Here is a 24359-nt window from a genome sequence, read left to right as displayed (position 1 = left end):
CCTCACTTCAAGGCTGCCTCCAACGGCATCCGCGCCATGTGCGTGGCCTTCAGCGAGCCGAAATACAACCACTCGCCATACTCGCGCACCGTGGTGATCGGCGAGTAATTGCCGGCGCTGGCGTCCTGCAGATTGGCGATCACTTTGCCGTCCAGATCCAGCCCCAGCACGAACCCGCGCTTCTCCACCGGTTTGGGCACGACGGTCATCGCCCGCACGATCATCTTGCGTACGAACGGGTGTTCAGCGGTGCGATCCAGCAGCGGATTGCGCGGCGTATACAGCGCCACCCAGAAACGATCCCGTCCGTTGAAGGCGAGGTTGTCCGGCAGCCCCGGCAGGTTGTCGATGAACAGATCGTGGGTGCCGGCCTTGGGCCCGGTCAGCCAATAGCGGCTGATGCGATAGGCGCCGGTTTCGTTGACCAGCACATAGGCGTCTTCCGGGCCGAGGGTCACGCCGTTGGCGAACTCCAGTTTGTCGAGCAACACGACGGTCTTGCCGGTCTGAAAGTCATAACGCAGCAGGCGTCCGTCGCCGCCGTGCTCGATGATCGCTTCGCCATCGTGGCCGTAACCCCAGCGACTCGAGGCATCGCTGAAGTAGGCGTAATGCCCGGACTTGTCGATGGCCACGTCATCGGTAAACCCGAACGGCAGGCCATTGGCTTCGGTGGTCAGCGCCACCAGCCGACCCTGCGCGTCGAGCGACAGCAAACCCTTGACCCCGTCAGCGATCACCAGCAAACCGTTGGGATGCCGCGCCAGCCCCAGCGGCCGGCCGCCAGTATCCGCCAGCACCTTGCGTTGCTGACCGTCGAGGCTTGTGCGCAGCAGGCGTCCGTCGTGCAGTCCGGTGATCAGAAAATCGTTTTCCAGAAGCAGTGCTTCCGGGCCTTCGATGTCGCTCGGGCCGACTTGCGCCGCGCCCTTGAGTCGCTGATTGTCAGCGTACTGGCCTTCGGTCAGTGAGGGCGCCGGTTGCGGCGTCCAGGCGACGGGCTCGACCTTGGTCGGCATCAACAGCAAAAAGCCCAGAACCCCGACAATCAGCAGCAACAGCAGATAACGCCATCTCACACGTGGGCTCCCGCAAGTGCCAGATGCCGGGTCGCCATGTCACGCAGGGCCAGCATCGAAGCCGCCGATTCGCGATCGATGCGACGCTTGAGCAGCACGTGGTTGGCAATGCGCAGGCCGATGCCTGCGAACTGGTAATCGAGGGTGCGCACAAACCGCGTGGCATCGTTGTGCGCCGAGCATTCATAGGTCAGCAGCAACGACAGACCCTGATCACCCTGGGCCCGGGCGCACCAGCGCCGACCGGGCAGGTATTCGGTGACCTCCCAGCGCAGATGCCCCTCGCGCCCGCCGGCGTGGATGTCTTCATCGAATCGCGCACCGGCATGCAGCGCACCGCTGGGGCCGTCGATCTTCAGTGAAGACGGGTGCCACTCCGGCCAGCGACTGACGGTGGCGGCGTAGGCGAGGACGGCGATCGGATCACCGGCGATGTCGACTGTGTGCTGCATGCGGGTCATGGGCGTTCTCGAATCGGTCAGAGGGGCGGTTTCCGGCTCCCAGTAAAGGGTGCCGAACAGGTAGTCCATCAACGGAAAAACGATATTGAAATTACGCTCCTGCATGCGCTCGCGACGGTGATGCAGCTCGTGCAGACGGCGCATCTGGCGGATCCACGGCAGGCGGGTCAGCGGGTTCTGCGGCGGCAGATGTTCGCAGGCGTGAAACACTTCATAGGTCAGGTAACCGAACACCATGCAGCCGCCGAACAGCCCGGCGACGTTGCTGTTGACCTGCGCGAACAGCCACCACAGGGGCAGGGTGATCGCCAGCGTGTGCAGCACGATCAGCCAGGCGGGAAACAGGATCACCCGCCAGTCGCGGGCGCCGTCGTAGGTCATGTGGCCGGGGGTGAAAAAGCTGTGATGATCGCCGGCATGCCGGGCATAGAACATCCGGGCGAAGCTCTTTTTGTGGTGGCCGAGGTGGCGGTGCACCATGTACACGCCGAAATTGAAGAACAGCAGGGTCAGCGGCACGGTCAGCCATTCCAGCGGTTGCACCTGGTGCACGCTGCTCCAGAACGCGCCGATGGCCAGCACGCCGAACAGCAGCACGAACGCGCCGTGCAGCCACGGGTTGTAGCGGGGATGGATCGCCGCACGGTAGCGGCTGCGAAATGCCTCGGTGGTCTGCCTCACTGCGGTCACCTGCGGATATTGTCGTTATCCCGGCAGATTAGCCGATCCCGCCGTTTGTGCAGGGGCAACCTTCAGGTCACAAGTGCCATGCTCCGGTGTATAGCGGCCGTCAGCTCAACGGGTTCCAGCGCTGCGACCAGTCGTCATCGGCCCTGATCACTTCGCGCAGCAGATCGAACGCCTGTTGCAAGATCGCCGAGTCGCGGTCACGGGAGTAGACGAGGTAGGTCGGATAGCCGAATTCCGGGGCTTTGGTCACCGGCTCCAGCGCGCCGCTTTCCAGATAAGTGCGCACGACCCGGGTCCGGAAATAGCCGCTGCCGCCGTTCTCCAGGATGTATTGCAGGGCCAGCGGGCCGAGGTTGAAGCTCAGGGCGGCCTTGGCCTTTTCCGGCAGGGCCGCGTCGTGCTGACGGCGGAAGTCCGGGCCCCAGTCGATGTACACGTAGGGGGCAGGGCGGCCGGGCGTGGTCACCAGAATCAGTTTCTCTTCCAGCACCTGCTCGACCTGCAGCCCCGGCCAATATTCCGGTTGATAGACCAGCGCGGCATCGAGCACCCCCAGTTCGAGCTGGCGCAGCAGGTTTTCGCCGTCACGGATTTCCATGCGCAAGGCGTGGCCGGGGATTCTCTCTCGCAGCTCGGCGGCCCAACTGAGCATCAGCGGGTTGCACAGACTGACCTCGCCGCCGATGTGCAGCACGTTGTGATAACCCTCGGGCAAGGGCAGGTCTCGACGCGCGGCTTCCCAGGTCTGTACCAGCTGATTGGCGTAGACCACAAAGGCCTCGCCGTTGGCGGTCAGCCGCGCACCGGCGCGGTTGCGCACGAAGAGGGTGCTGCCCAACTGGCTTTCGAGTTTCTGGACCCGGGCGGTGATTGCCGTTTGCGTGACGAACAGCTTTTCCGCCGCCGCGGCGAGGCTGCCGTGGCGGACGATTTCCAGAAAGGTACGGGCGAGGTCGATGTCCATGGGCGGGCCGGTGGTTGAGGTGCCGGCATTGTAAGGCAAAAGCGCCCTCACCCTAGCCCTCCCGAAACGTCGGACCGCCCGTGGGGAGAGGGGACCGATCCGGGGATATTGACGAGATACGCCGACCTGAAGGATTTGTTCTGAATCCATAATCGACTCGGTCTTTCAGGTCGATGTATGACGTAAGACACTGCGGTCAGTCCCCTCTCCCTCCGGGAGAGGGCTAGGGTGAGGGGGACAGCAGACGCCGCGGACTAACTGACCAGCTCGGTATCAACCACCCGAGCCCAATCCTCCACCAACCGCGCCGGCGTACAGCAAGTCTTGCGCTTATACACAAAATTCCGGCACTTCTCGGCAAACTGATTGCGGTTGTACAGCATGTCTTCCTGCATCTCCTGCAGCTCCGACTCGCGGCACTGACGAATCAACACATGATCGACCCGCAGCTTGCGCTCCCGTACCGCCGCATAAGTCGGATCACTCAGCACACTGTTGGCCCGTTGCAGCAGCCACAGCGAAAACTCGTCCGGGCAGCGCGGGCCGATTTCCTGGACCATGCCCAGTTGCAGCGCCTGCGCGGCGTTGACCGGCAGACAGGCCTGAGTCAATTGTTCCGCCATGGCCGGGCCGACGGCGCGGGGCAGGCTGTAAGTCCAGTATTCCGAGCCGTACAGGCCCATGCTCTTGTAATGCGGATTGAGCACGATATCGGCGCGGGCAAACACGATGTCAGCCGCGAGGGCGAGCATCACACCGCCGGCGCCAGCATTGCCGGTGACCCCGCTGACCACCAGTTGCCGTGCGCTGAGCAATTCTTCGCACACATCATCGATGGCCTGGATATTGGCCCAGGCTTCGGCGCCCGGGTCTTCGGCGGCTTGAATCACATTCAAATGCACGCCGTTGGAAAAACTGCCGCGTCCGCCCTTGATCAACAGCACCTGAGTGTCGCGGGATTTGGCCCAGCGCAGCGCCTCGACCATGCGCCGGCATTGCTCGGTGCTCATCGCGCCGTTGTAGAACTCCAGCGTCAACTCTCCGACCTGACCGGACTCGCGATAGCGGATCGGTTGATACGGCTCGTCGCTGAATGGCGCATTGGCAATCGACCAGTCCAGCACCGGCACGCCAGACAATTTCCCGGCCAGCACATGCCGCGCCGGACGCTTGAAAGTTTCCTCTCCCGGTTGCGGTTTGCGTCGCAGCGAGCCGATCCACAGGCTGTGATCACCGGTCGCCACCAAGACCGCGTCGTCGTGTACCGCGAGAATCTCGCCGGGCATGCCGGTGCGCTGATCGAGGTGCGCGTCGTACACGTAATACTGCCCGCCGGCGAGGCTGGCGAGTACGCCGGGCTGGCCGTCCGCCGCATCGATGCAGCGCTTGATGAAGCGCGAACAGTCGTGCCAGCTGAAGGTGCGGTCGTCCTGTTTCATGTTCGGCTGCAAGCGCCCGCGCACTTTCGGATCGTTGTAATCCAGCGCGACCGGCACGAAGCCGTCCATGAATTTCTCCACCACTTCGCGGATGCAACGGATCGCCGCGTCGCTGACCCGACCGTTGTACAGCTCGGATTTGCGCAGGCCTGTCGGCAAGTTGAATTCGCAGGTGGCCCAGACCGGGCCGGCGTCCATTTCTTCCACCGCTTGCAGGGCGGTCACGCCCCAGGACGGCAGCTCGCGCATGATCGCCCAGTCCAGTGCGCTGGCACCGCGATCGCCGACGATTCCTGGGTGAATGATGACGACCGGACGCTGCGGATTGCTCCACAGCGCGTGGGGCACGCGATCCTTGAGGAACGGGCAGATCACCAGGTCTGCGCCGCTGTTTTCGATCTGCTTGCACACGGCGGTTTCGTCGGTAAACAGCACCACGCTGGGCGAGTGCCCGGCCTGACGCAGTTCCAGCCAGGCACGCTGGGTCAGGCCGTTGAACGCCGACGACAGAAGAATGATGTTGAGTGATCGCATGATTGCTCGTCCTTGAAAGGTCAGCCGCAGGCTCCCGGTGAGCCGTCCGTGGCTATCGATGGAGGCGCAAGGTTAGAGACTGGCGTGGCCGGCGCCACTGATCGAGATCAACGTTGTGTCAGCCAATATTGCCGTGGCGACGACGTGCCTTATTCTCAAAGGTTTGATGATCCTGATTTTTTATTACTTCAAATGTCTCAGGCGCTATTGCACAGTCGCACCCCTGATCACCGCCGGAAGATCCCGGCGTATCCATGGATTTTCGCAGCGGGTGGAGCCCGTTTTCAGGGAGTAAGGCATGGGGAGTCACAACCCGCACTACCAGGTCATCGGGCAAATGTTCCAAAAGGACTACCGATGGTTGTGCGCAGCGGTCAGCCGTACCCTCGGCTGCCCGCATAGTGCACAGGACATTGCTTCGGAAACGTTTCTTCGGGTGTTGGCACTGCCCGATCCGCTGGCGATTCGCGAACCCCGCGCGCTGCTGACCACGATTGCCCGGCGGCTGGTCTATGAAGGCTGGCGCCGGCAGGATCTGGAGCGCGCCTATCTGCATAGCCTTGCCTTGGCGCCGGAGCCGGTGCACCCGTCACCCGAAGAACGGGAGTTGGTGATCGAAACGCTGCTGGCGGTGGATCGCTTGCTCAACGGCCTGTCGGCCAAGGCCAAGGCTGCGTTTCTCTATCACCAGCTCGACGGCCTGACCTACAGCGAAATCGGCGAACGCCTCGGCGTGTCCACCAGCCGTGTGCAGCAATACATGGTCGAGGCGTTCAAGCGTTGCTATCAGGCGATGCAGGCATGAGGCCGGACGAAACGCTGATCGACGAAGCTGCGCAATGGATGGCACTGCTGCAATCGGGGCACGTCAGTTTGCAGGAGCGCGCAGCGTTCGACGCCTGGCGCATGGCGGATCCACGGCATCAGCAGATCATCGAGCAAATGGGCGGCGGGTTGAACCTACTGCGCCATTCGAACCTGCGCGGCTTGCCGCGTGAGAGTGTGCTGCACAGCCTGAACGCACCATCCAGTCGCCGTCGATTCCTCAGTGGCAGTTTGAGTGTGCTCGGTATCGCGGTGCTGGCCGGTTTGCTCGGTCGACGTTATGGCTGGTTGCCCGAGGCTGGCGAGTTGTCGACCGGTACCGGCGAGCGTCGGGCGTTCACGCTGGAGGATGGCAGCGCCCTGACCCTCAATGCCCGCAGCCGCGTGGTGCCGCGCTTCAACAATCTCGAGCGCCTGCTGGACCTGCGCAGCGGTGAGCTGCTGATCGATGTCGCGAAAAATCTGGCCCGGCCGTTTGTGGTCGAAACCGAGCACGGGCGGATGCGCGCGCTCGGGACCAAATTCCTGGTGCAGCGCGGTGAGGATTCGACGCGGCTGGTGATGTTGCATTCGCAGGTCGAGGTGGTCACCGCCAGCGGCGCGCGGCAAGTGGTGGAGGCGGGCGAAAGTCTGCTGTTCAACAGGCAGGAAATCCTCGCGCTGGAACGCGGCAAAGGGCAGGAAAGTGCCTGGGTGCAAGGGCGGCTTGAAGTGCGTGATCGCCCCTTGAGCGAAGTCATCGACAGCCTGCGCAGCTACCGTCGCGGCATCCTGCACCTGAGCCCGGCGGTCGCCGGTTTGCGCCTCAGCGGCCTCTATCCGCTGGACGACAGCGATCGCACCCTGCAACTGCTGGAGCGTTCGCTGCCGATCCGTGTCACCTGGCACAACCCGTACTGGGTCAGCATCGAAGCACGGTTATAAATCCATAACTTCCCGGTCTATCCGTCCCCCTATAAAAAGCGCCGGCCCGCTGCTCATTCCCTGCAGACGCCTTCAACAGGGAAGCCCCTCGATGTTCTCATTCAAACAACAACAATTGTCCCGCCTGACGCTGGCCATCGTGCTGGCGGCGGGCATTGTCCCGACCACTGTTCTGGCACAAGACGCCGCCACTCAGGTCTTTACCTTCGACATTGCCGCCGGGGCCCTCGACGAGGTGCTGCTGGACATCTCGCGCCAGACCGGCGTGCCGATTTCCTTCAGTCAGAATCTGGTTCAGGGCAAGCGCAGCAGTGCGGTGCGCGGTGCATTGGGTGGCCGTCAGGCGGTAGAGAAAGCCTTGATCGGCAGCGGTCTGCAAGTCGAGCAGGGCACTCAGGGCCTGAGCATTCGCCCGGCCGATGCGTCGAGCGCGGCGCCGGTCAAGGCGGCTGCCGTGGCGCCCGCCAGCAGCGCCGATTACCGCATGGAAAAAGTCACCGTCACCGGCTCGCGGATCGCCCGGGCGCAGAGCGATGGTGCGACCCCGGTCAACGTCATCACCCACGAAGAAATGGAAGCGCGCGGCTACAAGAACGTCTACGACGCCCTCGCCACGCAAACCCAGAACACTGGCATGACCCAGGGCGAAGACTACGGCAACACCTGGCAACCGGCGGCCAGCGCCCTCAACCTGCGCGGCCTTGGCCCCAACCACACGCTGGTGCTGATCAACGGCCGGCGGGTCGCCGATTACCCGACGCCGTACGACGGCAAGGTCAACTTCACCAACCTGGCGAACATTCCATCGGCGATCATCGACCGCATCGAAGTGCTCAGCAGCGGCGCTTCGGCGATCTACGGTTCGGATGCGATTGCCGGGGTGGTGAACATCATCCTCAAGGACAAAATGAATGGCGTCGACGTCAACCTCAAGGGCGGTACCAGCGAGCGTGGAGGCGGCGACAACCAGCGCTTGCAGATCAGCGGCGGCGGCAGTTGGGGCGACTTCGACGGTTTGTTCGGCCTCGAACTGACCAACCGCGATCCGATCTGGGCCGATGATCGCGGCTTTATGCAGAGCGGGCCGCTGGCGGATGTCGGCTACCGTCGCGACCTGACCAACAACCGCTATCTGGGGCCCGGCTGTGGCGCCTATCAGGGCACGTTCGACAACAAGCTGTTCAACAGCGGCGGGCGTTGCCGCACCGACCAGATGTACAACGATTACTGGACGGTGCAGACCCAAAAGGAAAATTACGACGGCTACACCCGTGGCACTTGGCATTTCAGCGACAGCGGCCAGGTCTTCGCCGACCTGATGTACGGCCTCGATCACATTCAGAACAACACGCGCGGCCCGAGCTTCACCTCGCCGGACTTCATCAACCAGAACAGCGGTAATCTGGAGCGCTGGTACCGGCGCTTCGGTGAAGAGGAAATCGGCGGGCGCACCAGCAACAACAGCAAATGGCGCGACACCTCATGGACCGGCACCCTGGGTCTCTCGGACAAGATCGCCGACACCGGGTGGAACTATGAACTGGCGGCCAACCGGTCTGAATATAAAAGCGTGCGCACCACGCGTTACACGCCGCTGTCGTCGATCCAGGATTTCTACCTCGGCCCGCAACTGGGCACCCGCGACGGTTACCCGGTATTCGCGCCGGATGCCTCGCGCCTCGACCGGCCATTGACGCCGCAGGAATGGGAGCAGTTTCGCGGCAACCTGACGCAGAGCAGCAAGTCGGTGTCCACGAGTTACAACGCTTCGGTCAATGGCGAGTTGTTTGACCTGCCGGCCGGCCCGGTGGGATTCGCCGGCGTGCTCGAGGCGGGCAAGCAGGAATACCGCATCGATCCGGACGACAGCCTCAACGACGGCAGTTTCTACGGCGTGACTCCTGCACAAAGCTCCGGCGGCTCGCGCAAGCGTTATGCGGCCGGTGGCGAGTTCAGCATTCCGGTCACCGACACGGTGCTGGCGACAGCGGCGGGGCGCTGGGACCAATACAAATTCAGCGGCCGCACCGAGCAGCAGAAAACTTACAACCTCGGCCTGGAATGGCGGCCGGTGACCAGCCTTTTGGTGCGCGGCAGCTACGGCACCAGTTTCCGCGCCCCGGACCTGAACTACATCTATCAGTCGGACAGCAACGGTTACTACCCGGCGCAGATCGACTATTACGGCTGCAGCCAGGGCGTGGAGGGCGCCTGTGACCGTGGGCGGGTGGATTACACCCAGAGCGGCACGGCGGATCTGGAATCCGAACGCGGCAAATCCTGGACCTACGGTTTCGTCTGGTCGCCGTCGCGCAACTTCGATTTCTCCACCGACTTCTGGCGGGTCGAGATCGATGACCTGCTGACCACCGTCGACGAAAACCGCCTGTTGCAGCAAGAGAACGAATGCCGAAATGGCACCCAAGACATCAACTCGGCCAACTGCCAGTCGACCCTGGCACGCGTGGATCGCAATCCCGGCAATGCCGCCGTCGATCCCAATCAGTTGCAGCGGGTGCGGGTGAATGCGATCAACGCCGCCAGCGAACGGGTCAGCGGCCTGGACTTCAAGAGCAACATTCGCTGGGGCGCCGGGCAGTACGGCGCGTTCAGTTCGACGCTGGGCTACACGCTGGTGCTCTCGCATTACTACAAGGAATCGGACGAAGCCCCGACCCAGGACTGGCGCACCTCGCGCACCAATTACGACTGGCGCAGCAAGGTCAACGCCAGCCTGACCTGGGATTACCAGAAGGCCACGGCGACACTGATGGGGATTCGTTACGGCTCGGTCACCAACGGCGCGGGCGACGGGCGTCTGTCGCCGTGGACAGTGTTCAACGCCAGTGCACGGTACAAGCTCAACGACCGGGCGAGTGTCGGGCTGACCGTGAACAACGTGCTCAATCAGGTCAAGCATGACGACTCGGCGGGCTGGCCGTATTACCCGACCGGCAATTACGACCCGTACGGGCGCCAGTGGTGGCTGGATGTGAGCTATCACTTCGGCAGCTGAGGTTGGAATGACGCCCGGCAGCGTCCTACGGAAGTTGCCGGGCTTTGGGCGAAAACGGGGATATTTCCGACGACTTTTTAAGGTTGGCCGTCGGAAGCGTGATCTATAGCATCGGCGATGACATTGAAGTCGTTAACGGCCCGATCACTCAGGCCTCTGATAATGGATTGATCATGCGAACTGCACACCTCGAATACGAAACGCCTGCTTATTCCGCTCGCCATCAGTGGCGCGATGATCGTGCCAGGTGCCCCATGGAGGATGTCGCCTTGCCCAGCGCAAAAGTACCCCGGTTGGCGGGCTTGAAGAAAGTCGAGGGCAAGCCTGTCGAATTGCTCGTGCATGGCTGGAACATCGGTGATGACGCCCTGCTGATTGTTCAGCTTACCGATGAAGGTTTCGAGCTGAACGACGTCGTCGACATGCTTTCAACCTCCGAGCTTTACCAGCAAGGCGACATGGTCAAACTCATCACTGGCAAGTCGGTCAGAACGGTAAGGCGGCTGCTGAAGGAAGGCAAACCGGTACGGCTTGACCCGCAGCAGAGTGTCATCGCCTACCAATATGCATTGGTGCTGGAGTTGGCCATTCGGGCCTTCGGGGGGCAACCACGGGCGGAGGACTGGCTGCAGAAACCCTCTACCTATTTTTACGGTCATGTGCCGCTGGAATTGACCCTGCATCCATTGGGTTTTCAGATGGTGGAGCAGTATCTGAGTCAGCTTATCTACGGGGTTTACCCATGAACCCCTTGCCGTGGGACAAGCACTGGTATGCCTGGCGGCTTGACCGCGAGGTTTATGGAAGAACGTGGGATAGCGGGATGGGGTCAAAGATGAGAGGCGGTCGATGGAACATTCCCGGACGACGCGTCGTGTATGCATCCGTCGATCCGTCGTCGGCCATTCTGGAGGTGGCAGCCAATCGCAGTTTCGATGCTCTGGACCGCGAGCCTTATGTTTTGACGTGTTTCGAAGTCATCAACAATGCGAAGGTAAAAATCGTGCAGCCTGAAGAGGTGCCGAATCCTTACTGGCTGAGTCCTGCTCGGCCGTCACCCAATCAGCGATTGTTTGCCGACGCTTTATTGGCTGAACATCCGTTTGTACTGATTCCCTCGGCGGCAACCCGGCATTCGTGGAACTTGCTGGTGAGCTGCGACCTGGCAGAGGGGCAGTTCAGGATGGTCTCGCAGGAGCGGTTCGGCCTCGATACCCGATTACTCGGGGAAATGGCATCAGTCTGATGAAGCGTCATGCTGAATTTTGCATAACCTCAGCACCCAACGGTCTAAATCGCGCCCTATAAATCAACATCCGCCATCGCACATCCCTGCATAAACCAAAACGCAGGGATGGCTGTTCATGATCCATTTTTCACCCGTTAAATCCCCTTTGAGCCTGGCCTTGCTGCTGGCGATCAACACGTTGCCGGCCATCGCTGCCGACAGCACGGCAAACGAGCCGACCACCCAACTGCAACGGGTCGAAGTCACCGGCACCGCGATTCGCCGGGTCGATGCCGAAACCGCCGTACCGGTCACCATCCTGCGGGTCGAGGAGTTGCAGAAGCAGGGCGTGACCACTACTGAAGAGCTGGTCAACCGCATCTCGGCCAACCAGTCTTCGGTGGGCTCCGGGCGCTCGGTGGGGTCGAGCAGTGGCGGGGCGTCTTACGCTGACCTGCGAGGCATTGGCCCGAACAAGACTTTGGTGCTGCTCAACGGCCGGCGCCTGAGCAACAACGCGACCAACGCGATCAATGGCTCCGGCGTCGACCTCAACACCATCCCTTTCGCCGCTATCGACCGGGTTGAAGTGCTGCGCGATGGCGCCTCGGCGCTGTACGGCACCGATGCCATTGGCGGGGTGATCAACTTCATCACCAAGACCAGCCTCACCGACGGTCAGATCAGTACCAATTACGACACGCCGACCCATTCCGGTGGCGGTGAAAGCCGCAACTTCAGCGGCAGTTGGGGTTTCGGTGATTTGCAGGACGATCGCTTCAACGTTTTCGGCGTGGTGAGCTACGACAAGCAGAATCGCCTGGCCGCCGACGATCGTGGTTACACCTATAACTACCAGCCGGGGCGCGGCCTCGATTACACCTCCGGCACGGCATCGCCCGCCAACTGGAGCCAGGGCAGCAACGCCACCAACCCGTTGGCCGGTTCCGGCTGCAATGCGCCGGGGCTGCTGTCACGCAACGGGATCTGCCGCCAGAGCCTGTGGAACTACCTCGATCTGGTGCCGGAAACCGAAAAGACCTCGGCCTTCGCCAAGGCAACCGGAAAGCTGTCGGACGATCACAACGTCAGCCTCGAATACTTCTGGGCCCGCAACGAAAACCGGACGCAGATCGGCCCCGGCACTCTGATAGGCAATCAGGTCAATCCTGGCACCCCGTTCTATCCCGGTAATGGCATCACGCCTGGCCCAAGCGGTTTTGCTCTGGATCCGACGCAACCGGTGGACGTGAACTGGCGTGAAACCGCCGTCGGTGCCCGTCAGCATGAAGATGACAACACCGGCCAGCGTCTGCTGTTGAGCTTCGACGGCACGCTGGTGGGGTGGGATTACAACCTCGGCGCGTCGTACAACCAGAACAAGGTGGTCAACACGATTCGCAGCGGTTATGTGAACGACCGCGCCGTCAGCCAGGGTATTGCCAACGGTGTGATCAACCCGTTTGGCCCGCAAACGGCTGCCGGTTCGGCGTTACTGGCAGCCAACGGAGTGGACGGCGATTACTCGACGGCGGTGGGCCGGGTCAAGGCGATTGACGGGCGCATCAGTCGCGAGATCGGCGACTGGTTCGGCGCCGGGCCGTCGGCGTTGGCCCTGGGCGGCGAATACCGCAAGGAAGACTTCCATCAGGATTTCGCCCAGTTCGCGGCTGATGTTCAGAGCCTGGGCGTGGATCCCAATGCCAGCGTCGCCGGTGATCGCAGCGTTTCGGCCCAATACGCCGAGGTCAATGTGCCGGTGCTCGACAGTCTGGAACTGTCCGCCGCTGTGCGCCACGACAAATACAGCGATTTCGGCAGCACCACCAACCCGAAATACTCGTTCCGCTTCCAGCCGTTCAAGGAACTGGTGGTGCGTGGCGCCTACAGTGAAGGCTTCCGCGCGCCTTCGTTGTACGAGTTGTACAACCCGAACTACACCTCGTTCACCGTGGCCAACTACAACGACCCGCGACTGTGTTCCGGTGGCAACCCGAGCAATGGCGGGATTGCCAACCGAGACTGCGCTCAGCAGTTCTATAACCGGACCGGTGGTAACCAGGACCTGAGCCCGGAGACTGCGCGCAACGTCACCCTCGGTTTCGTTTATCAGCCGTTCGATCGCCTGACCACCGGGCTGGATTTCTGGTGGATCGACATCGCCAACCAGATCGCCGAGTTCCCCGAATCGGCGGTGTTCGAGAACCCGGAGCTGTACCCGGAGCGTTTGATCCGCAAGCCTGATGGCTCCATCGATCACATCGTCACGGGCCTCGCCAACCTCGGCAAGATCAAGACCAACGGCGTCGACGTGAGCTTCGACTATCGCCTGCCGAGCACACCGTACGGCGATTTCGGCATCGGCCTGCAAGGCACTTACGTCACTCGCTACGACTATCAGCAGCAGCTCAAGGGCGACTACATCGACAAGCTCGGCGATTTTCGCGGCGGCGACTTTGCCTCGGCCGGTGCCGTGGCCCGCTGGCGTCACAGCCTGACCGGCAGCTGGAACTACGGCCCGCTCGGCGCGAGCCTGACCAACCGCTACACCAGCGGTTACCACGACTCGGATCGCGAGACTCACGATTACGTCGGTTCGTACAACGTCTGGGACGTGGCCGGCACCTACACCTGGCGCAAGACCCTGGCAGTGACGCTCGGGGTGAAAAACCTGTTTGACCGTGAGCCGCCATTCAGCAACCAGACCTACACGTTCCAGAGCGGTTACGACCCGAAATACGGCGACCCGTTTGGCCGCACGTTGTACACGCGGGTCAATTACAAGTTCTGAGAAAGATCGGTCAGGGCGGGTTTTAGTAACGCATCGTTCTAAATCCCGCCCTATAAAAAGGCCCGGCCTGTTGCACATCACAGTCAGGCAGGCACGTGGTGAAAGGATCTGCCCATGTTTTCCAGAGTCATTCTGTTCAGCGTCGGTCTGTTGCTGAGCCCGGCGCTGCTCGCGGCGCCACAACACGCCCTCACGGTCTACGGCGAAGCCCCGAAATACGCCCCGGACTTCCAGCACCTGGCCTACGCCAACCCCGACGCGCCCAAGGGGGGGACTTTGCGCCGTTCTTCGCTGGAGAGCGGCCCGTTCGATCACCTGATTCCCTACATCGACAAAGGCACCGGCGTTGCCGACATCGACGGCTGGCTCTATGCGCCGCTGGCCTATCGCAGCAAGGACGAGCCCTACAGCGTCTACGGTCTGGTCGCGCAACGGATGGAACTGGATTCGGACCGGCGCTGGCTGCGCTTTTACCTCAACCCCAAGGCGCGGTTCGAGGACGGCACTTCGATCACTGCCGAAGACGTGCGCTACACCTTCGAGCTGTTCACCACTCAGGGCAGCCTCAAGTATCGCCAGCAGTTTCGCGATGTCGCCGAGGTGCAGGTCGAGTCACCGACCCAGGTGCGTTTCGTGTTCAAGAATAACGAGAGTCGGACCTTGCCGCTGGATCTGGCGACGTTGCCGGTGTTGCCCGAGCATTGGTGGCGTACACGCAATTTCGCCGATGGCGCAGGCTTCGAGATTCCGCCGGGCAGCGGGCCGTACAAGGTCAGCGCGGTGGACGCCGGGCGCAGCGTGAAATTCCAGCGGATCAAGGACTGGTGGGCCAGGGATCTGCCGATCACTCGCGGGCTCTATAACTTCGATCAGTTGAGCGTGGAGTTCTTTGCCGACACCGACGTGTCGCGACAAGTGCTCAAGGCCGGCGGCTTCGATTACAACCGCGAGTTCTCCGCCACCAGTTACACCATCGGTTACGCCGGCGCGGCGCTGGAGCAGGGCAAGTTGCTGCGCGAACACCTCGCACCCGGGGCCGCGCAAGGCGCCCAGGGGTTTGCGTTCAACTTGCAAAAGCCGGTGTTTCAGGATCGTCGGGTCCGGCAGGCGATCGCCATGCTCTGGGATTTCGAATGGAGCAACCGGCAGATGATGCGCAGCATGTACCTGCGCCAGCGCAGCTTCTTTTCCCACAGCGCGTTGTCCGCCACCGAATTGCCGGATGCCGAAGAACTGAAAATCCTCGAACCGTGGCGCGGCAAGATTCCCGATGAAGTCTTCAGCCAGGTATTCGAAGCGCCGCGTACCGACGGCAGCGGCAACATTCGTGCGCAACAGTTGCAGGCGCTGAAATTGCTGGAGGCCGCTGGCTGGAAACCCCGTGGCGATCAATTGGTGAATGCCGCCGGCGAGCCGTTGCAATTCACCTTTCTCAACGGCCAGAAGGGCTTCGAGCGTCTGCTGCTGCCGTTCAAGCGCAATCTGGCGCAGATCGGCATCGGCTTCGATATTCGTCAGGTCGACACCGCGCAATACACCAACCGCGTGCGCAGCCGCGACTACGACATGATCGTCGTCGGTTACCCGGTGAGTCAGGCGCCGGGGCGCGAGCTGTTCAATTATTTCGGTTCCGACGGCGCCGATGATCCTGGCTCCAATAACTACATGGTGCTGCGCGATCCGGCGGTGGATGCGCTGCTGGAGGGCGTGGTCCAGGCCGACAATCGCGAGAGTCTGCTGCGCCACGCCCATGCTCTGGATCGGGTGTTGCAGTGGGGCTATTACTGGATTCCCAACTATTACCCGCCGGGGATTTCCACGGTGTGGTGGAACCGTTTCGGTCGCCCGGCGATTGCGCCGCTGTACGACGCCGGTCTCGACACCTGGTGGGAAATCAGTCCGACCGCGCTGACCTCGACGCAAATGCAGCAACAGCAAAAGGAGTATGCCCATGTGGGGTTATAGCCTGCGGCGTCTGCTGCTGATCGTGCCGACCTTGCTGGCGATTCTGCTGGTGAACTTTGTCATCGTGCAGGCCGCGCCCGGTGGCCCGGTCGAGCAGGCCATCGCCCGATTGCAGGGGATTGGTGTCGGTGCGGCGGTGGGTGCCAGTCATGTCGAGAGCATTGGCGGCGAGTCCCGCGCGACCCGTGGCCTGGACCCGAAACTGGTGGCTGAGATCGAGCGCCAGTACGGCTTCGACAAAAGCGCCGGCGAACGCTTGTGGCTGATGCTCAAGAGCTACGCGCAACTGGATTTCGGCAAGAGTTTCTTCCGGGGCGCGACGGTGACCGAACTGATCTGGCAGAAGCTGCCGGTGACCTTGTCGCTGGGATTGTGGGCGACGCTGATCACTTATCTGGTATCAATTCCGCTGGGCATTCGCAAGGCCGTGCACAACGGCTCGGCGTTCGATGTCTGGAGCAGCGCGGCGATCATCATCGGCTACGCGATGCCGGGTTTTCTTTTTGCGCTGCTGCTGATCGTGGTGTTCGCCGGTGGTACGGCGCTGGACTGGTTTCCGGTGCGCGGGCTGGTCTCGGACAACTTCGCCGAGCTGTCGCTGTGGGGCAAGGTCGCCGATTACTTCTGGCATCTGGTGTTGCCGGTCAGTGCGCTGGTGATCGGCGGATTCGCGACGCTGACGATCCTGACCAAGAACAGCTTTCTCAACGAAATCTCGCGGTTGTACGTGGTCACGGCCCGGGCCAAGGGCCTGAGTGAACGACAGGTTCTGTACGGGCATGTATTTCGCAACGCGATGCTGCTGGTGGTGGCCGGATTGCCTCAGGCATTGGTCACGGTGTTTTTCGGTGGTTCGCTCTTGATCGAAGTGATCTTCTCCCTCGACGGTCTCGGCCGACTGAGCTACGAAGCGGCGGTGTCTCGGGATTACCCGGTGGTGTTCGGTTCGCTGTTCATCTTCACCCTGTTCGGGCTCTTGATAAAACTGCTGGGCGACCTGTGTTACACGCTGGTCGATCCGCGCATCGACTTCACCGCGAGGACTGCCTGATGCCGACGCTTTCTCCCATCGGACAGCGCCGTTGGGCGCGGTTCAAGGCTCATCGGCGCGGCTGGTGGTCGTTGTGGCTGTTTCTCGCGCTGTTCGGCCTGAGCCTGGGCGGTGAACTGGTCGCCAATGACAAACCGTTGCTGGTGACGTATCAGGGCGAGTGGTATTTCCCGGCGTTCAAGCGCTACACCGAGCAGGATTTCGGCGGTGAGCTCCCGTTCCAGCCCGACTACCGCAGCGCCCAGGTGCGTGAACTGATCGAGGGGCAGGGCGGACGGATGTGGTTTGCGCCGATCCCGTTCGGCTTCGACACGGCCAACTACGACCTCACCGAACCGGCCCCGAGCCCGCCCACCGCTGAAAACTGGCTGGGCACCGACGATCAGGCGCGGGATGTGCTGGCGCGGGTGATATTCGGCACGCGGGTCTCGCTGTTGTTCGCCCTGGCGTTGACGGCGGTGAGCGCGTTGATCGGTATCGCCGCCGGTGCCTTGCAGGGCTATTACGGCGGCTGGGTCGACTTGCTCGGGCAGCGTTTGCTGGAAGTGTGGTCGGGGCTGCCGGTGCTTTACCTGCTGATCATTCTGTCAGGCTTCGTCGAGCCGAATTTCTGGTGGTTGCTGGGGATCATGGCGCTGTTTTCCTGGCTGAGTCTGGTGGACGTGGTGCGCGCCGAGTTCCTGCGCAGCCGGGGGCTCGAGTACGTGAAAGCGGCGCGGGCGCTGGGTGTCGGCGATGCGCAGGTGATCGTGCGGCACATTTTGCCCAATGCCATGAGTGCGACGCTGACGTACCTGCCGTTCATTCTGACCGGAGCGATTGCGACGTTGTCGGCGCTGGATTTTCTCGGCTTCGGCATGCCCGCCGGCAGCGCTTCGCTGGGCGAGTTGATCGGTCAGGGCAAGAACAATCTGCAAGCACCGTGGTTGGGGCTGACGGCATTTTTTGCCCTGGCGCTGATTCTTTCTTTACTCGTATTCATCGGCGAAGCCTGCCGAGATGCCTTCGACCCCAGGACTTGATATGCGTGAACATCTGATCGAAATACGTGACCTGCGGGTGGCGTTCAAGGGGCAGGAAGTGGTGCACGGCATCGACCTCGACATTTGCCCGGGTGAGTGCCTGGCGCTGGTGGGCGAGTCGGGCTCCGGCAAGTCGGTGACGGCCCACAGCATCCTGCAACTGCTGGACCCGAACATCACGCAGATCGACGGCAGCATCCGTTACGGCGGCGAAGAGTTGCTGGGTGTACACGAGCGCTATCTGCGGCAACTGCGCGGCAACCGCATCGCGATGATTTTTCAGGAGCCGATGAGCTCGCTCAACCCGTTGCACAGCATCGAGCGGCAACTCGGCGAAAGCCTGGCGCTGCACAAAGGCCTGGCGGGCGCGGCGGCGCGCAAGCGGATTCTGGAACTGCTGGAACTGGTGGGCATTCAGCGTCCGCGCGAGCGGCTGAAGGCGTATCCGCATCAGCTCTCCGGTGGGCAACGGCAGCGGGTGATGATTGCCATGGCGCTGGCGTGTGAACCGCAGTTGCTGATCGCCGATGAGCCGACCACGGCCCTCGACGTCACGGTACAACGCAAGATTCTTTTGCTGCTCAAGGAGCTGCAACAGCGACTGGGCATGGCGCTGCTGATCATCAGTCACGACTTGAATCTGGTGCGCACCATCGCCCAGCGAGTGGCGGTGATGCGCGCGGGCGAAATCGTCGAACAGGCAAGCTGCGAGCAATTGTTCCGCGCGCCGCAGCATCCCTACAGCATCGAATTGCTCAACGCCGAACCCGGCGGTGCGGCGCTGTGCCGTGATGCGGCGGAGGATTTGCTCGAGGTTCGCAATCTGAATGTGCGTTTTCCGCTGGGAGGCGGATGGTTGCGGGCCAAGTCGTATCTGCACGCGGTCAATGGCATCGATCTGAACCTGCAGCGGGGCAAGACGCTGGGCATTGTCGGTGAGTCGGGATCGGGTAAATCAACGCTGGGTCAGGCGATCCTGCGGCTGATCGACGCCGAGGGCAGTATCCGCTTCAAGGGTGAGGCGCTTGAGCAACTGAGCGGCAAACAATTGCGTCCGCTGCGCAAACGCCTGCAAGTGGTGTTTCAAGATCCGTTCGGCAGCCTCAGCCCGCGCTTGTGCGTGGAGCAGATCATTGCCGAAGGTTTGCAGGTGCACAGTGACTTGAATGCGCAGGCGCGCGAACAGGCGGTGATCGACGTATTGAAGGAAGTCGGGCTCGACCCGGCGACGCGTCATCGCTATCCCCACGAGTTTTCTGGCGGGCAACGGCAACGCATCGCCATCGCTCGTGCGCTGGTGCTCAAGCCGGATCTGATCCTGCTCGATGAGCCGACGTCGGCGCTGGATCGTACGGTGCAAAAACAGATCGTCGCGTTGTTGCGTCGATTGCAGGAGGAGCACGGGCTGACTTATCTGTTCATCAGCCATGACCTGGCGGTGGTGCGGGCGCTGGCCCACGATCTGATCGTGATGAAGGATGGCGAGGTGGTGGAGCGTGGTGAAACGGCCGGGTTGTTCCATTCGGCCCGACACCCGTATACGCGGGAGCTGCTGGCGGCATCGTTTGTGACACCGGTCACGGCAGAGACGGGCAGGCAGGAGGCCAGCCTTTCACCCGCAGGGCAGATCCGGTAAATTTCCCGGCTCCGCTCATACAAGGATGTAGACGATGGCAAAACCTGCCGCGCGCCTCAGCGACCTCAATGCCTGCCCGATCACTGGACACGGTACCAACCCCAGCACCAGCGGTTCACCCAATGTGAACATCAATGGCATGCCCGTGCTGCGAGTCGGCGACACCACCGCCTGCGGTGATTCGGTCACCGAGGGCATCGGCAACATCCTGATCAACGGCAAGCCAATCGCCTTCCTCGGCAGCGCCACTGCCCATGGCGGAATGATCATTACCGGCTCCGGCGACGTTTTTGTCGGCACACAGGTCGGTTCCGCGCCTTTCAGCCCGATTGTCACCGTGCCAAAACACAGTGAACGCTTCCAGCTGGTGGACGAAACCACCGGCGAAGCAATTCCCGACATGCTCTATTGCATCGAAACCGGCGATGGACAGCGCCTGGTCGGCCATACCGACAACCATGGCAACGCTGCGAGGGTATTCACTGCCGATCCGACGTCCATTGTTGTTCAGTGGGGCAAGGAAGCGGCCGCCCATCTGGATGCCCTGGGCATCGACTATTAAGGAGGGTGACGCGTGGCTGCACCAAAGAAGAAACAGGCCCAGACCACTGAGCAGCATGCGACGACTCAGGTCACGGGAACGCTGGCCCAGGACTATGTGACGGTGGTGGGGGCTTCCTACATGTCGACGATAGAAAACTGGCGCGGGCAGAAGGGCAATAAAATGCGCTTCATCAATCAAGGCATCCGACAACTGACGAAGTACCCCGAAGGCACACCAAGCTTTTCGAAACAGCGCGTCTTTCTGATTTTCAAGGATGACTACCCGCAAAACCTGCTGGCGGCGTTGAAGCTGGTAGTCGAGCGCGATCATGGCGCGCAATACCGGGAACTGGATTCAATATCCGGCCTGGTGGATTTCATCTTCACCCGGCAACGTCGCGGCAGAGAAATCAAACAGCTGGATTTTTTCTCCCATGGCGTAGTGGGTGCAATCGAGCTGGGATACGAGCTGGATAAGCGTGAAAGTTACCGATTGCGTGATGCCCAGGCAAAAATGTTCAAGCCGGAAGCGTTTGCATACGGTGCAAAGATTCACTCTTATGCCTGTCGCACCGGGCTGGGCATCAACGCCGAGCGTTGGGTGCTCGAGGGCGAAGACCCTCACTATGAACTCAGCCTCGCGCAGATCATGGCTAACGCCACCCGGACAACCGTCATGGCGTTTCCGCGACGCAGCAATTACGACACGACTTACGGCACCAACGCGGAGCGGCAATCGGTGCCCGGCACGCGTCAGCGGATGGTCTCCGACAGGGAGGCAATGGAAAGCTACACCAGCAAGAATATCGAGTATCAACGAAAGCTTGCAGAACACCGCAAGACAGCGAAGAACCCGACGGCTGAGCTTCCAGATGAAAAGGCTCCGCAAAAACCCCTTTCAACGGTTACTGATGAGGAGCGCAAGTTGGTAGCACATGAGGACAGCCGCAGTTTTCACGAGAAAACCGTGGGTTATCCGCTGGATGCGTTGGGTGCGCATCGTGATGTCCGTTCCGGGGATACCCCCACGGGTGTGCCCGCTCACCTTCTTGAATACAGACCCGCATGAGCATGCTGCGTCTATCGAGAAAGAACAGCCTCCTGCTCATCTTGCTGGCGGTGTTCATCACTACGGTATTTTTTTATTACAGCAAGGAAGATCAAATGTCCGCCAGGGTAATGATGTATTACGGCGACTGGAGCCCTGAAGAAACGCGCTTTGACGCGACTCGATGGTTCAGCTCGGGAATGTATCGACCGCGTTTGATGGGGACGCCTTCCGCACAGAGTCCTGTCACCATGCTGCGCAACAGTCCTGATCCGTTGAGGGGCATTTCGAATGACGAGTTTCTGACCAAAGTGCTGGTTGCGATGGAGGAGCGTTATCCGAAGGTGGATACAGAGGGGCTGGTTCTCGATACGCCGGATCTTCGTCGCCAGATCCGATATGCCTACAGCGCGTTCTCCGAACCGGACAGACCTGTGGACTCTTATTGGTTGTTCGTGACTGTGGGGGGCGACACGTTTGTCATCACGATTGACTGGGATGTCAACGACAAAAAGATGCTGACTGGGTCGATGGCTGAGCATCTGGCTGAAGGAAGTGAAGCAGCCATTGCGTTTCGAGATGTTCAGCGAGAGCTGGAAAGAGCGCCGGGTTCAACACGTTGAAGGTTGGAGAAATCATCGGCCTCTGAAAGCACGAATCCCGCCAGAGGCGGGATTCGTGAATTGCGTCCGGGCGTTTATGCCGGGAACAGCTCGGACAGCTTCATCGACAGCATCATGTCGCCTTCAACGCGCAGCTTGCCGCCCATGAAAGCCTGCATGCCGTCGGTTTCGCCGCTGACGATACCTTTGAGGGTTTCGCTGTCCAGCACCAGCGTGCAGTTGGCATCGGCGTTTTCGCCTTCCTGGATATCGCAGGTGCCGTCTTTGACGATCAGGGCATAGTGCTTGTCTTCGTCAGTGATGTTGAAACCGAAGATCAGATCCAGACCGGCAGCGGCGGCTGGGTTGAACTTGGCTTGCATTGCTTTTACGGCATCAGCTACGGAGGTCATGGTTCGATCCTTTTTGGTTGATTGCAGCAGGGTCACAGTAATCCGGACTCAGCGAAACGTGATGAGTTCCGGGGCCTTCAGCAGCTGCAGGTGTGCATGACTGTTGAAGGAAGCCAGAGCCACCTCGCGACCGCGGAACTTCAGCTGGTTGAGCGAGGTGTTGACGATTTGCCAGTTCAGTTCAAACGCCTGCCGGGCAGGCATTTGAGTAATGAGGTGGAGCAGGGCGGTGATCGTGCCACCGGAGGTGAACACCGCAATTTTCTGGGTGTTGTCGGCCTGTTCGAGAATCCGCTGCAGCCCGGCCTGTACCCGTTCGACGAAACCCAGCCAGCTTTCCAGACCCGGTGTGTCGTAGGTGCCGGCAAGCCAGCGTTCGATGATCAGGGCGAAGATGCGCTGGAACTCGCCACGGTTTTGCGCGGCGTTGCGCAGGATTTCCAGGGCTTCGGGCTCTTCCGGCAACATGGCCGGGAGCAGGGCGCGGATCACGGCGTCGGCGTCGAATTCGTTGAACGCCGAATCGATTTCCAGTGCCGGAACCGGCAGGCCGACGGCGGCGAACTGTTCCAGCGCGCTGTTGGCCGTGTGTTGCTGGCGGCGCAGGTCGCCCGACAGGCAGCGGTCGAAGCTGATTCCGAGTTCGGCGAGGTGACGGCCGAGGATTTCTGCCTGGCGTACACCGGTCGGCGACAGGACGTCATAGTCGTCTGCACCAAAGGAGGCCTGGCCATGTCGAATCAAGTAGATGCTGCCCACGTCCGCGTCATCCCGGTACGTTGAAGGTTGTGGCGAGGTTATGGGGATGACGGTGAGCTGTCAATGAAAAAACATACGCTTGTTTGAAATGCCCGTTCCAGCCTTGTTGCCAGAGGTTTCACGGCTGGCCGACCGGCCGGTGCATGGGTATGCTGGAACCAATTCCCGCGCGTGTTTCACGACCGTGCATCGTTTGAAGGAGTCACTGTGGAGTTTTTCACTGAATACGCCAGTTTCCTGGCCAAGACCGTGACGCTGGTCATCGCCATTCTGGTGGTGCTGGCGAGTTTCGCTGCGTTGCGCAGCAAGGGCCGACGCAAATCCGCCGGCCAGTTGCAGGTCAGCAAGCTCAACGATTTCTATAAAGGCCTGCGTGAGCGGCTGGAGCAGACCCTGCTCGACAAGGATCAGCTCAAGGCCTTGCGCAAGGGCCAGGCCAAATCCGAGAAGAAACAGAAGAAGAAACCCGACGCCAAACCGCGGGTGTTCGTGCTGGACTTCGACGGCGACATCAAGGCCTCGGCCACTGAAAGCCTGCGCCACGAAATCACCGCGCTGCTGACCCTGGCCACGCCGAAGGACGAAGTGGTTCTGCGTCTGGAAAGCGGCGGCGGCATGGTCCACAGCTACGGTCTGGCCTCGTCGCAACTGGCGCGCGTTCGTGAAGCCGGCGTGCCGTTGACCGTGTGCATCGACAAGGTCGCAGCCAGCGGCGGCTACATGATGGCGTGCATCGGCGAGAAGATCATCAGCGCGCCGTTCGCCATTCTTGGCTCCATCGGTGTAGTGGCGCAGTTGCCCAACGTCAACCGCCTGCTGAAAAAGCACGACATCGATTTCGAAGTTCTGACCGCCGGCGAATACAAACGCACCCTGACCGTGTTCGGCGAAAACACCGAGAAGGGGCGGGAGAAATTCCAGGAGGACCTGGACATCACTCACCAACTGTTCAAGAACTTCGTTGCCCGTTATCGCCCACAACTGGCGATCGACGAGGTCGCCACCGGCGAAGTCTGGCTCGGCATCGCGGCACTGGACAAACAACTGGTCGACGAACTCAAGACCAGCGACGAATACCTGGCCGAGCGCGCCAAGCAGTCCGAGGTCTATCACCTGCACTACGCCGAACGCAAAAGCCTGCAGGAGCGCATCGGCATGGCGGCCAGCGGCTCGGTGGATCGCGTGTTGCTGAGCTGGTGGAGCCGGCTGACGCAGCAACGCTTCTGGTAAGTACGTGCATCACGTTCGTGAGGTTTTCGCCCACGAGCGTGATGCATTTTTATCAGGGGAAAGTGCGGTATATAGATGTTTTAAAGTTTAATACTGTTGCTGTTTTAGCAAGGAATTCATCAACTAATCGCGCTGTTTC

Annotated in this window: 20 protein-coding genes; 14 read left to right on the top strand and 6 right to left on the bottom strand. The window is 61.2% G+C overall.

Going from position 1 to position 24359, the window contains the following annotated elements:
* Positions 1 to 2 precede the first annotated feature (2 nt).
* From M5G18_RS07060 to M5G18_RS07045, 4 genes are all read right to left on the bottom strand, one after another.
* Entirely contained in the window at positions 3 to 1079 is a 1077-nt protein-coding gene (locus tag M5G18_RS07060; RefSeq protein ID WP_273897298.1) for an SMP-30/gluconolactonase/LRE family protein, read from the bottom strand.
* A complete protein-coding gene (locus M5G18_RS07055; protein WP_273897296.1) occupies positions 1076 to 2221 on the bottom strand; it encodes an SRPBCC family protein in 1146 nt (381 codons plus the stop codon). Before M5G18_RS07055 ends, M5G18_RS07060 begins: the two co-directional genes overlap by 4 nt.
* 109 nt (positions 2222 to 2330) lie before the next feature.
* A complete protein-coding gene (locus tag M5G18_RS07050; protein ID WP_273897593.1) occupies positions 2331 to 3194 on the bottom strand; it encodes a LysR family transcriptional regulator in 864 nt (287 codons plus the stop codon).
* Between the two features lie 254 nt (positions 3195 to 3448).
* Positions 3449 to 5167: a hydrogenase maturation protein gene (locus tag M5G18_RS07045; RefSeq protein ID WP_273897294.1), complete on the bottom strand. Its 1719-nt coding sequence runs from the start codon at positions 5165 to 5167 to the stop codon at positions 3449 to 3451.
* 298 nt (positions 5168 to 5465) lie between these two features.
* Between M5G18_RS07045 and M5G18_RS07040 the strand changes: the two genes are divergently transcribed.
* The 13 genes from M5G18_RS07040 to M5G18_RS06980 all read left to right on the top strand — a co-directional run bounded on the left by M5G18_RS07040 (position 5466) and on the right by M5G18_RS06980 (position 21839).
* The gene (locus M5G18_RS07040; RefSeq protein ID WP_273897292.1) at positions 5466 to 5972 is read left to right on the top strand and encodes a sigma-70 family RNA polymerase sigma factor; all 507 of its coding nucleotides are present in this window, start codon (positions 5466 to 5468) and stop codon (positions 5970 to 5972) included.
* Positions 5969 to 6916, top strand: a complete 948-nt coding sequence (locus tag M5G18_RS07035) for a FecR domain-containing protein (RefSeq protein ID WP_273897290.1) — start codon at positions 5969 to 5971, stop codon at positions 6914 to 6916. The genes M5G18_RS07040 and M5G18_RS07035 overlap by 4 nt, the downstream gene beginning before the upstream one ends.
* Before the next feature lie 91 nt (positions 6917 to 7007).
* Positions 7008 to 9932 carry a TonB-dependent receptor gene (locus M5G18_RS07030; RefSeq protein ID WP_273897288.1) on the top strand — a complete coding sequence of 975 codons (2925 nt, stop codon included), beginning with the start codon at positions 7008 to 7010 and terminating at the stop codon, positions 9930 to 9932.
* Positions 9933 to 10186: 254 nt separating this feature from the next.
* Positions 10187 to 10678 (top strand): antitoxin Xre/MbcA/ParS toxin-binding domain-containing protein, encoded by a 492-nt coding sequence (locus M5G18_RS07025; RefSeq protein ID WP_273897592.1) that lies wholly within the window; start codon positions 10187 to 10189, stop codon positions 10676 to 10678.
* Positions 10675 to 11178, top strand: a complete 504-nt coding sequence (locus tag M5G18_RS07020) for an RES family NAD+ phosphorylase (protein ID WP_249485840.1) — start codon at positions 10675 to 10677, stop codon at positions 11176 to 11178. Before M5G18_RS07025 ends, M5G18_RS07020 begins: the two co-directional genes overlap by 4 nt.
* Positions 11179 to 11296: 118 nt before the next feature.
* Entirely contained in the window at positions 11297 to 13951 is a 2655-nt protein-coding gene (locus tag M5G18_RS07015) for a TonB-dependent receptor (protein WP_273897285.1), read from the top strand.
* Positions 13952 to 14065: 114 nt separating this feature from the next.
* Positions 14066 to 15916, top strand: coding sequence for an extracellular solute-binding protein (locus M5G18_RS07010; RefSeq protein ID WP_273897284.1), 1851 nt, complete (start codon positions 14066 to 14068; stop codon positions 15914 to 15916).
* The gene (locus M5G18_RS07005) at positions 15903 to 16967 is read left to right on the top strand and encodes a microcin C ABC transporter permease YejB (RefSeq protein WP_039768842.1); all 1065 of its coding nucleotides are present in this window, start codon (positions 15903 to 15905) and stop codon (positions 16965 to 16967) included. Before M5G18_RS07010 ends, M5G18_RS07005 begins: the two co-directional genes overlap by 14 nt.
* Entirely contained in the window at positions 16967 to 17989 is a 1023-nt protein-coding gene (locus M5G18_RS07000) for an ABC transporter permease (protein ID WP_085646807.1), read from the top strand. Before M5G18_RS07005 ends, M5G18_RS07000 begins: the two co-directional genes overlap by 1 nt.
* Position 17990: 1 nt before the next feature.
* Positions 17991 to 19625 (top strand): ABC transporter ATP-binding protein, encoded by a 1635-nt coding sequence (locus M5G18_RS06995; protein WP_273897280.1) that lies wholly within the window; start codon positions 17991 to 17993, stop codon positions 19623 to 19625.
* 34 nt (positions 19626 to 19659) lie between these two features.
* A complete protein-coding gene (locus M5G18_RS06990; RefSeq protein WP_102687618.1) occupies positions 19660 to 20187 on the top strand; it encodes a PAAR domain-containing protein in 528 nt (175 codons plus the stop codon).
* A 12-nt stretch (positions 20188 to 20199) separates the two neighbouring features.
* Positions 20200 to 21237, top strand: a complete 1038-nt coding sequence (locus M5G18_RS06985) for a hypothetical protein (RefSeq protein WP_273897279.1) — start codon at positions 20200 to 20202, stop codon at positions 21235 to 21237.
* Positions 21234 to 21839 carry a hypothetical protein gene (locus tag M5G18_RS06980; RefSeq protein WP_273897277.1) on the top strand — a complete coding sequence of 202 codons (606 nt, stop codon included), beginning with the start codon at positions 21234 to 21236 and terminating at the stop codon, positions 21837 to 21839. The genes M5G18_RS06985 and M5G18_RS06980 overlap by 4 nt, the downstream gene beginning before the upstream one ends.
* A gap of 74 nt (positions 21840 to 21913) precedes the next feature.
* Here the strand turns inward: M5G18_RS06980 and M5G18_RS06975 are convergent, their stop codons facing one another.
* On the bottom strand, positions 21914 to 22231 hold the full coding sequence (locus tag M5G18_RS06975) for an SCP2 sterol-binding domain-containing protein (RefSeq protein WP_085730743.1): 318 nt from the start codon (positions 22229 to 22231) through the stop codon (positions 21914 to 21916).
* A gap of 48 nt (positions 22232 to 22279) precedes the next feature.
* Positions 22280 to 22990, bottom strand: coding sequence for a histidine phosphatase family protein (locus M5G18_RS06970; RefSeq protein WP_007959503.1), 711 nt, complete (start codon positions 22988 to 22990; stop codon positions 22280 to 22282).
* A 207-nt stretch (positions 22991 to 23197) separates the two neighbouring features.
* Between M5G18_RS06970 and sohB the strand changes: the two genes are divergently transcribed.
* On the top strand, positions 23198 to 24220 hold the full coding sequence (gene sohB, locus M5G18_RS06965) for a protease SohB (protein ID WP_085603233.1): 1023 nt from the start codon (positions 23198 to 23200) through the stop codon (positions 24218 to 24220).
* The last annotated feature ends 139 nt before the right edge of the window (positions 24221 to 24359 follow it).

The organism is Pseudomonas aphyarum (assembly GCF_028657055.1).
GTDB classification, from domain to species: domain Bacteria; phylum Pseudomonadota; class Gammaproteobacteria; order Pseudomonadales; family Pseudomonadaceae; genus Aquipseudomonas; species Aquipseudomonas aphyarum.
The sequence above is the reverse complement of the archived record's forward strand: the minus strand, read 5'-3'. Positions and strand labels throughout refer to the sequence as shown.

What these genes read in the sequence shown, in the direction of transcription:
- M5G18_RS07050 (WP_273897593.1), bottom strand. Translation starts at nt 3,194, where the DNA reads ATGGACATCGACCTCGCCCGTACCTTTCTGGAAATCGTCCGCCACGGC.
- M5G18_RS07045 (WP_273897294.1), bottom strand. Translation starts at nt 5,167, where the DNA reads ATGCGATCACTCAACATCATTCTTCTGTCGTCGGCGTTCAACGGCCTG.
- M5G18_RS07040 (WP_273897292.1), top strand. Translation starts at nt 5,466, where the DNA reads ATGGGGAGTCACAACCCGCACTACCAGGTCATCGGGCAAATGTTCCAA.
- M5G18_RS07035 (WP_273897290.1), top strand. Translation starts at nt 5,969, where the DNA reads ATGAGGCCGGACGAAACGCTGATCGACGAAGCTGCGCAATGGATGGCA.
- M5G18_RS07030 (WP_273897288.1), top strand. Translation starts at nt 7,008, where the DNA reads ATGTTCTCATTCAAACAACAACAATTGTCCCGCCTGACGCTGGCCATC.
- M5G18_RS07025 (WP_273897592.1), top strand. Translation starts at nt 10,187, where the DNA reads ATGGAGGATGTCGCCTTGCCCAGCGCAAAAGTACCCCGGTTGGCGGGC.
- M5G18_RS07020 (WP_249485840.1), top strand. Translation starts at nt 10,675, where the DNA reads ATGAACCCCTTGCCGTGGGACAAGCACTGGTATGCCTGGCGGCTTGAC.
- M5G18_RS07015 (WP_273897285.1), top strand. Translation starts at nt 11,297, where the DNA reads ATGATCCATTTTTCACCCGTTAAATCCCCTTTGAGCCTGGCCTTGCTG.
- M5G18_RS07010 (WP_273897284.1), top strand. Translation starts at nt 14,066, where the DNA reads ATGTTTTCCAGAGTCATTCTGTTCAGCGTCGGTCTGTTGCTGAGCCCG.
- M5G18_RS07005 (WP_039768842.1), top strand. Translation starts at nt 15,903, where the DNA reads ATGTGGGGTTATAGCCTGCGGCGTCTGCTGCTGATCGTGCCGACCTTG.
- M5G18_RS07000 (WP_085646807.1), top strand. Translation starts at nt 16,967, where the DNA reads ATGCCGACGCTTTCTCCCATCGGACAGCGCCGTTGGGCGCGGTTCAAG.
- M5G18_RS06995 (WP_273897280.1), top strand. Translation starts at nt 17,991, where the DNA reads ATGCGTGAACATCTGATCGAAATACGTGACCTGCGGGTGGCGTTCAAG.
- M5G18_RS06990 (WP_102687618.1), top strand. Translation starts at nt 19,660, where the DNA reads ATGGCAAAACCTGCCGCGCGCCTCAGCGACCTCAATGCCTGCCCGATC.
- M5G18_RS06980 (WP_273897277.1), top strand. Translation starts at nt 21,234, where the DNA reads ATGAGCATGCTGCGTCTATCGAGAAAGAACAGCCTCCTGCTCATCTTG.
- M5G18_RS06975 (WP_085730743.1), bottom strand. Translation starts at nt 22,231, where the DNA reads ATGACCTCCGTAGCTGATGCCGTAAAAGCAATGCAAGCCAAGTTCAAC.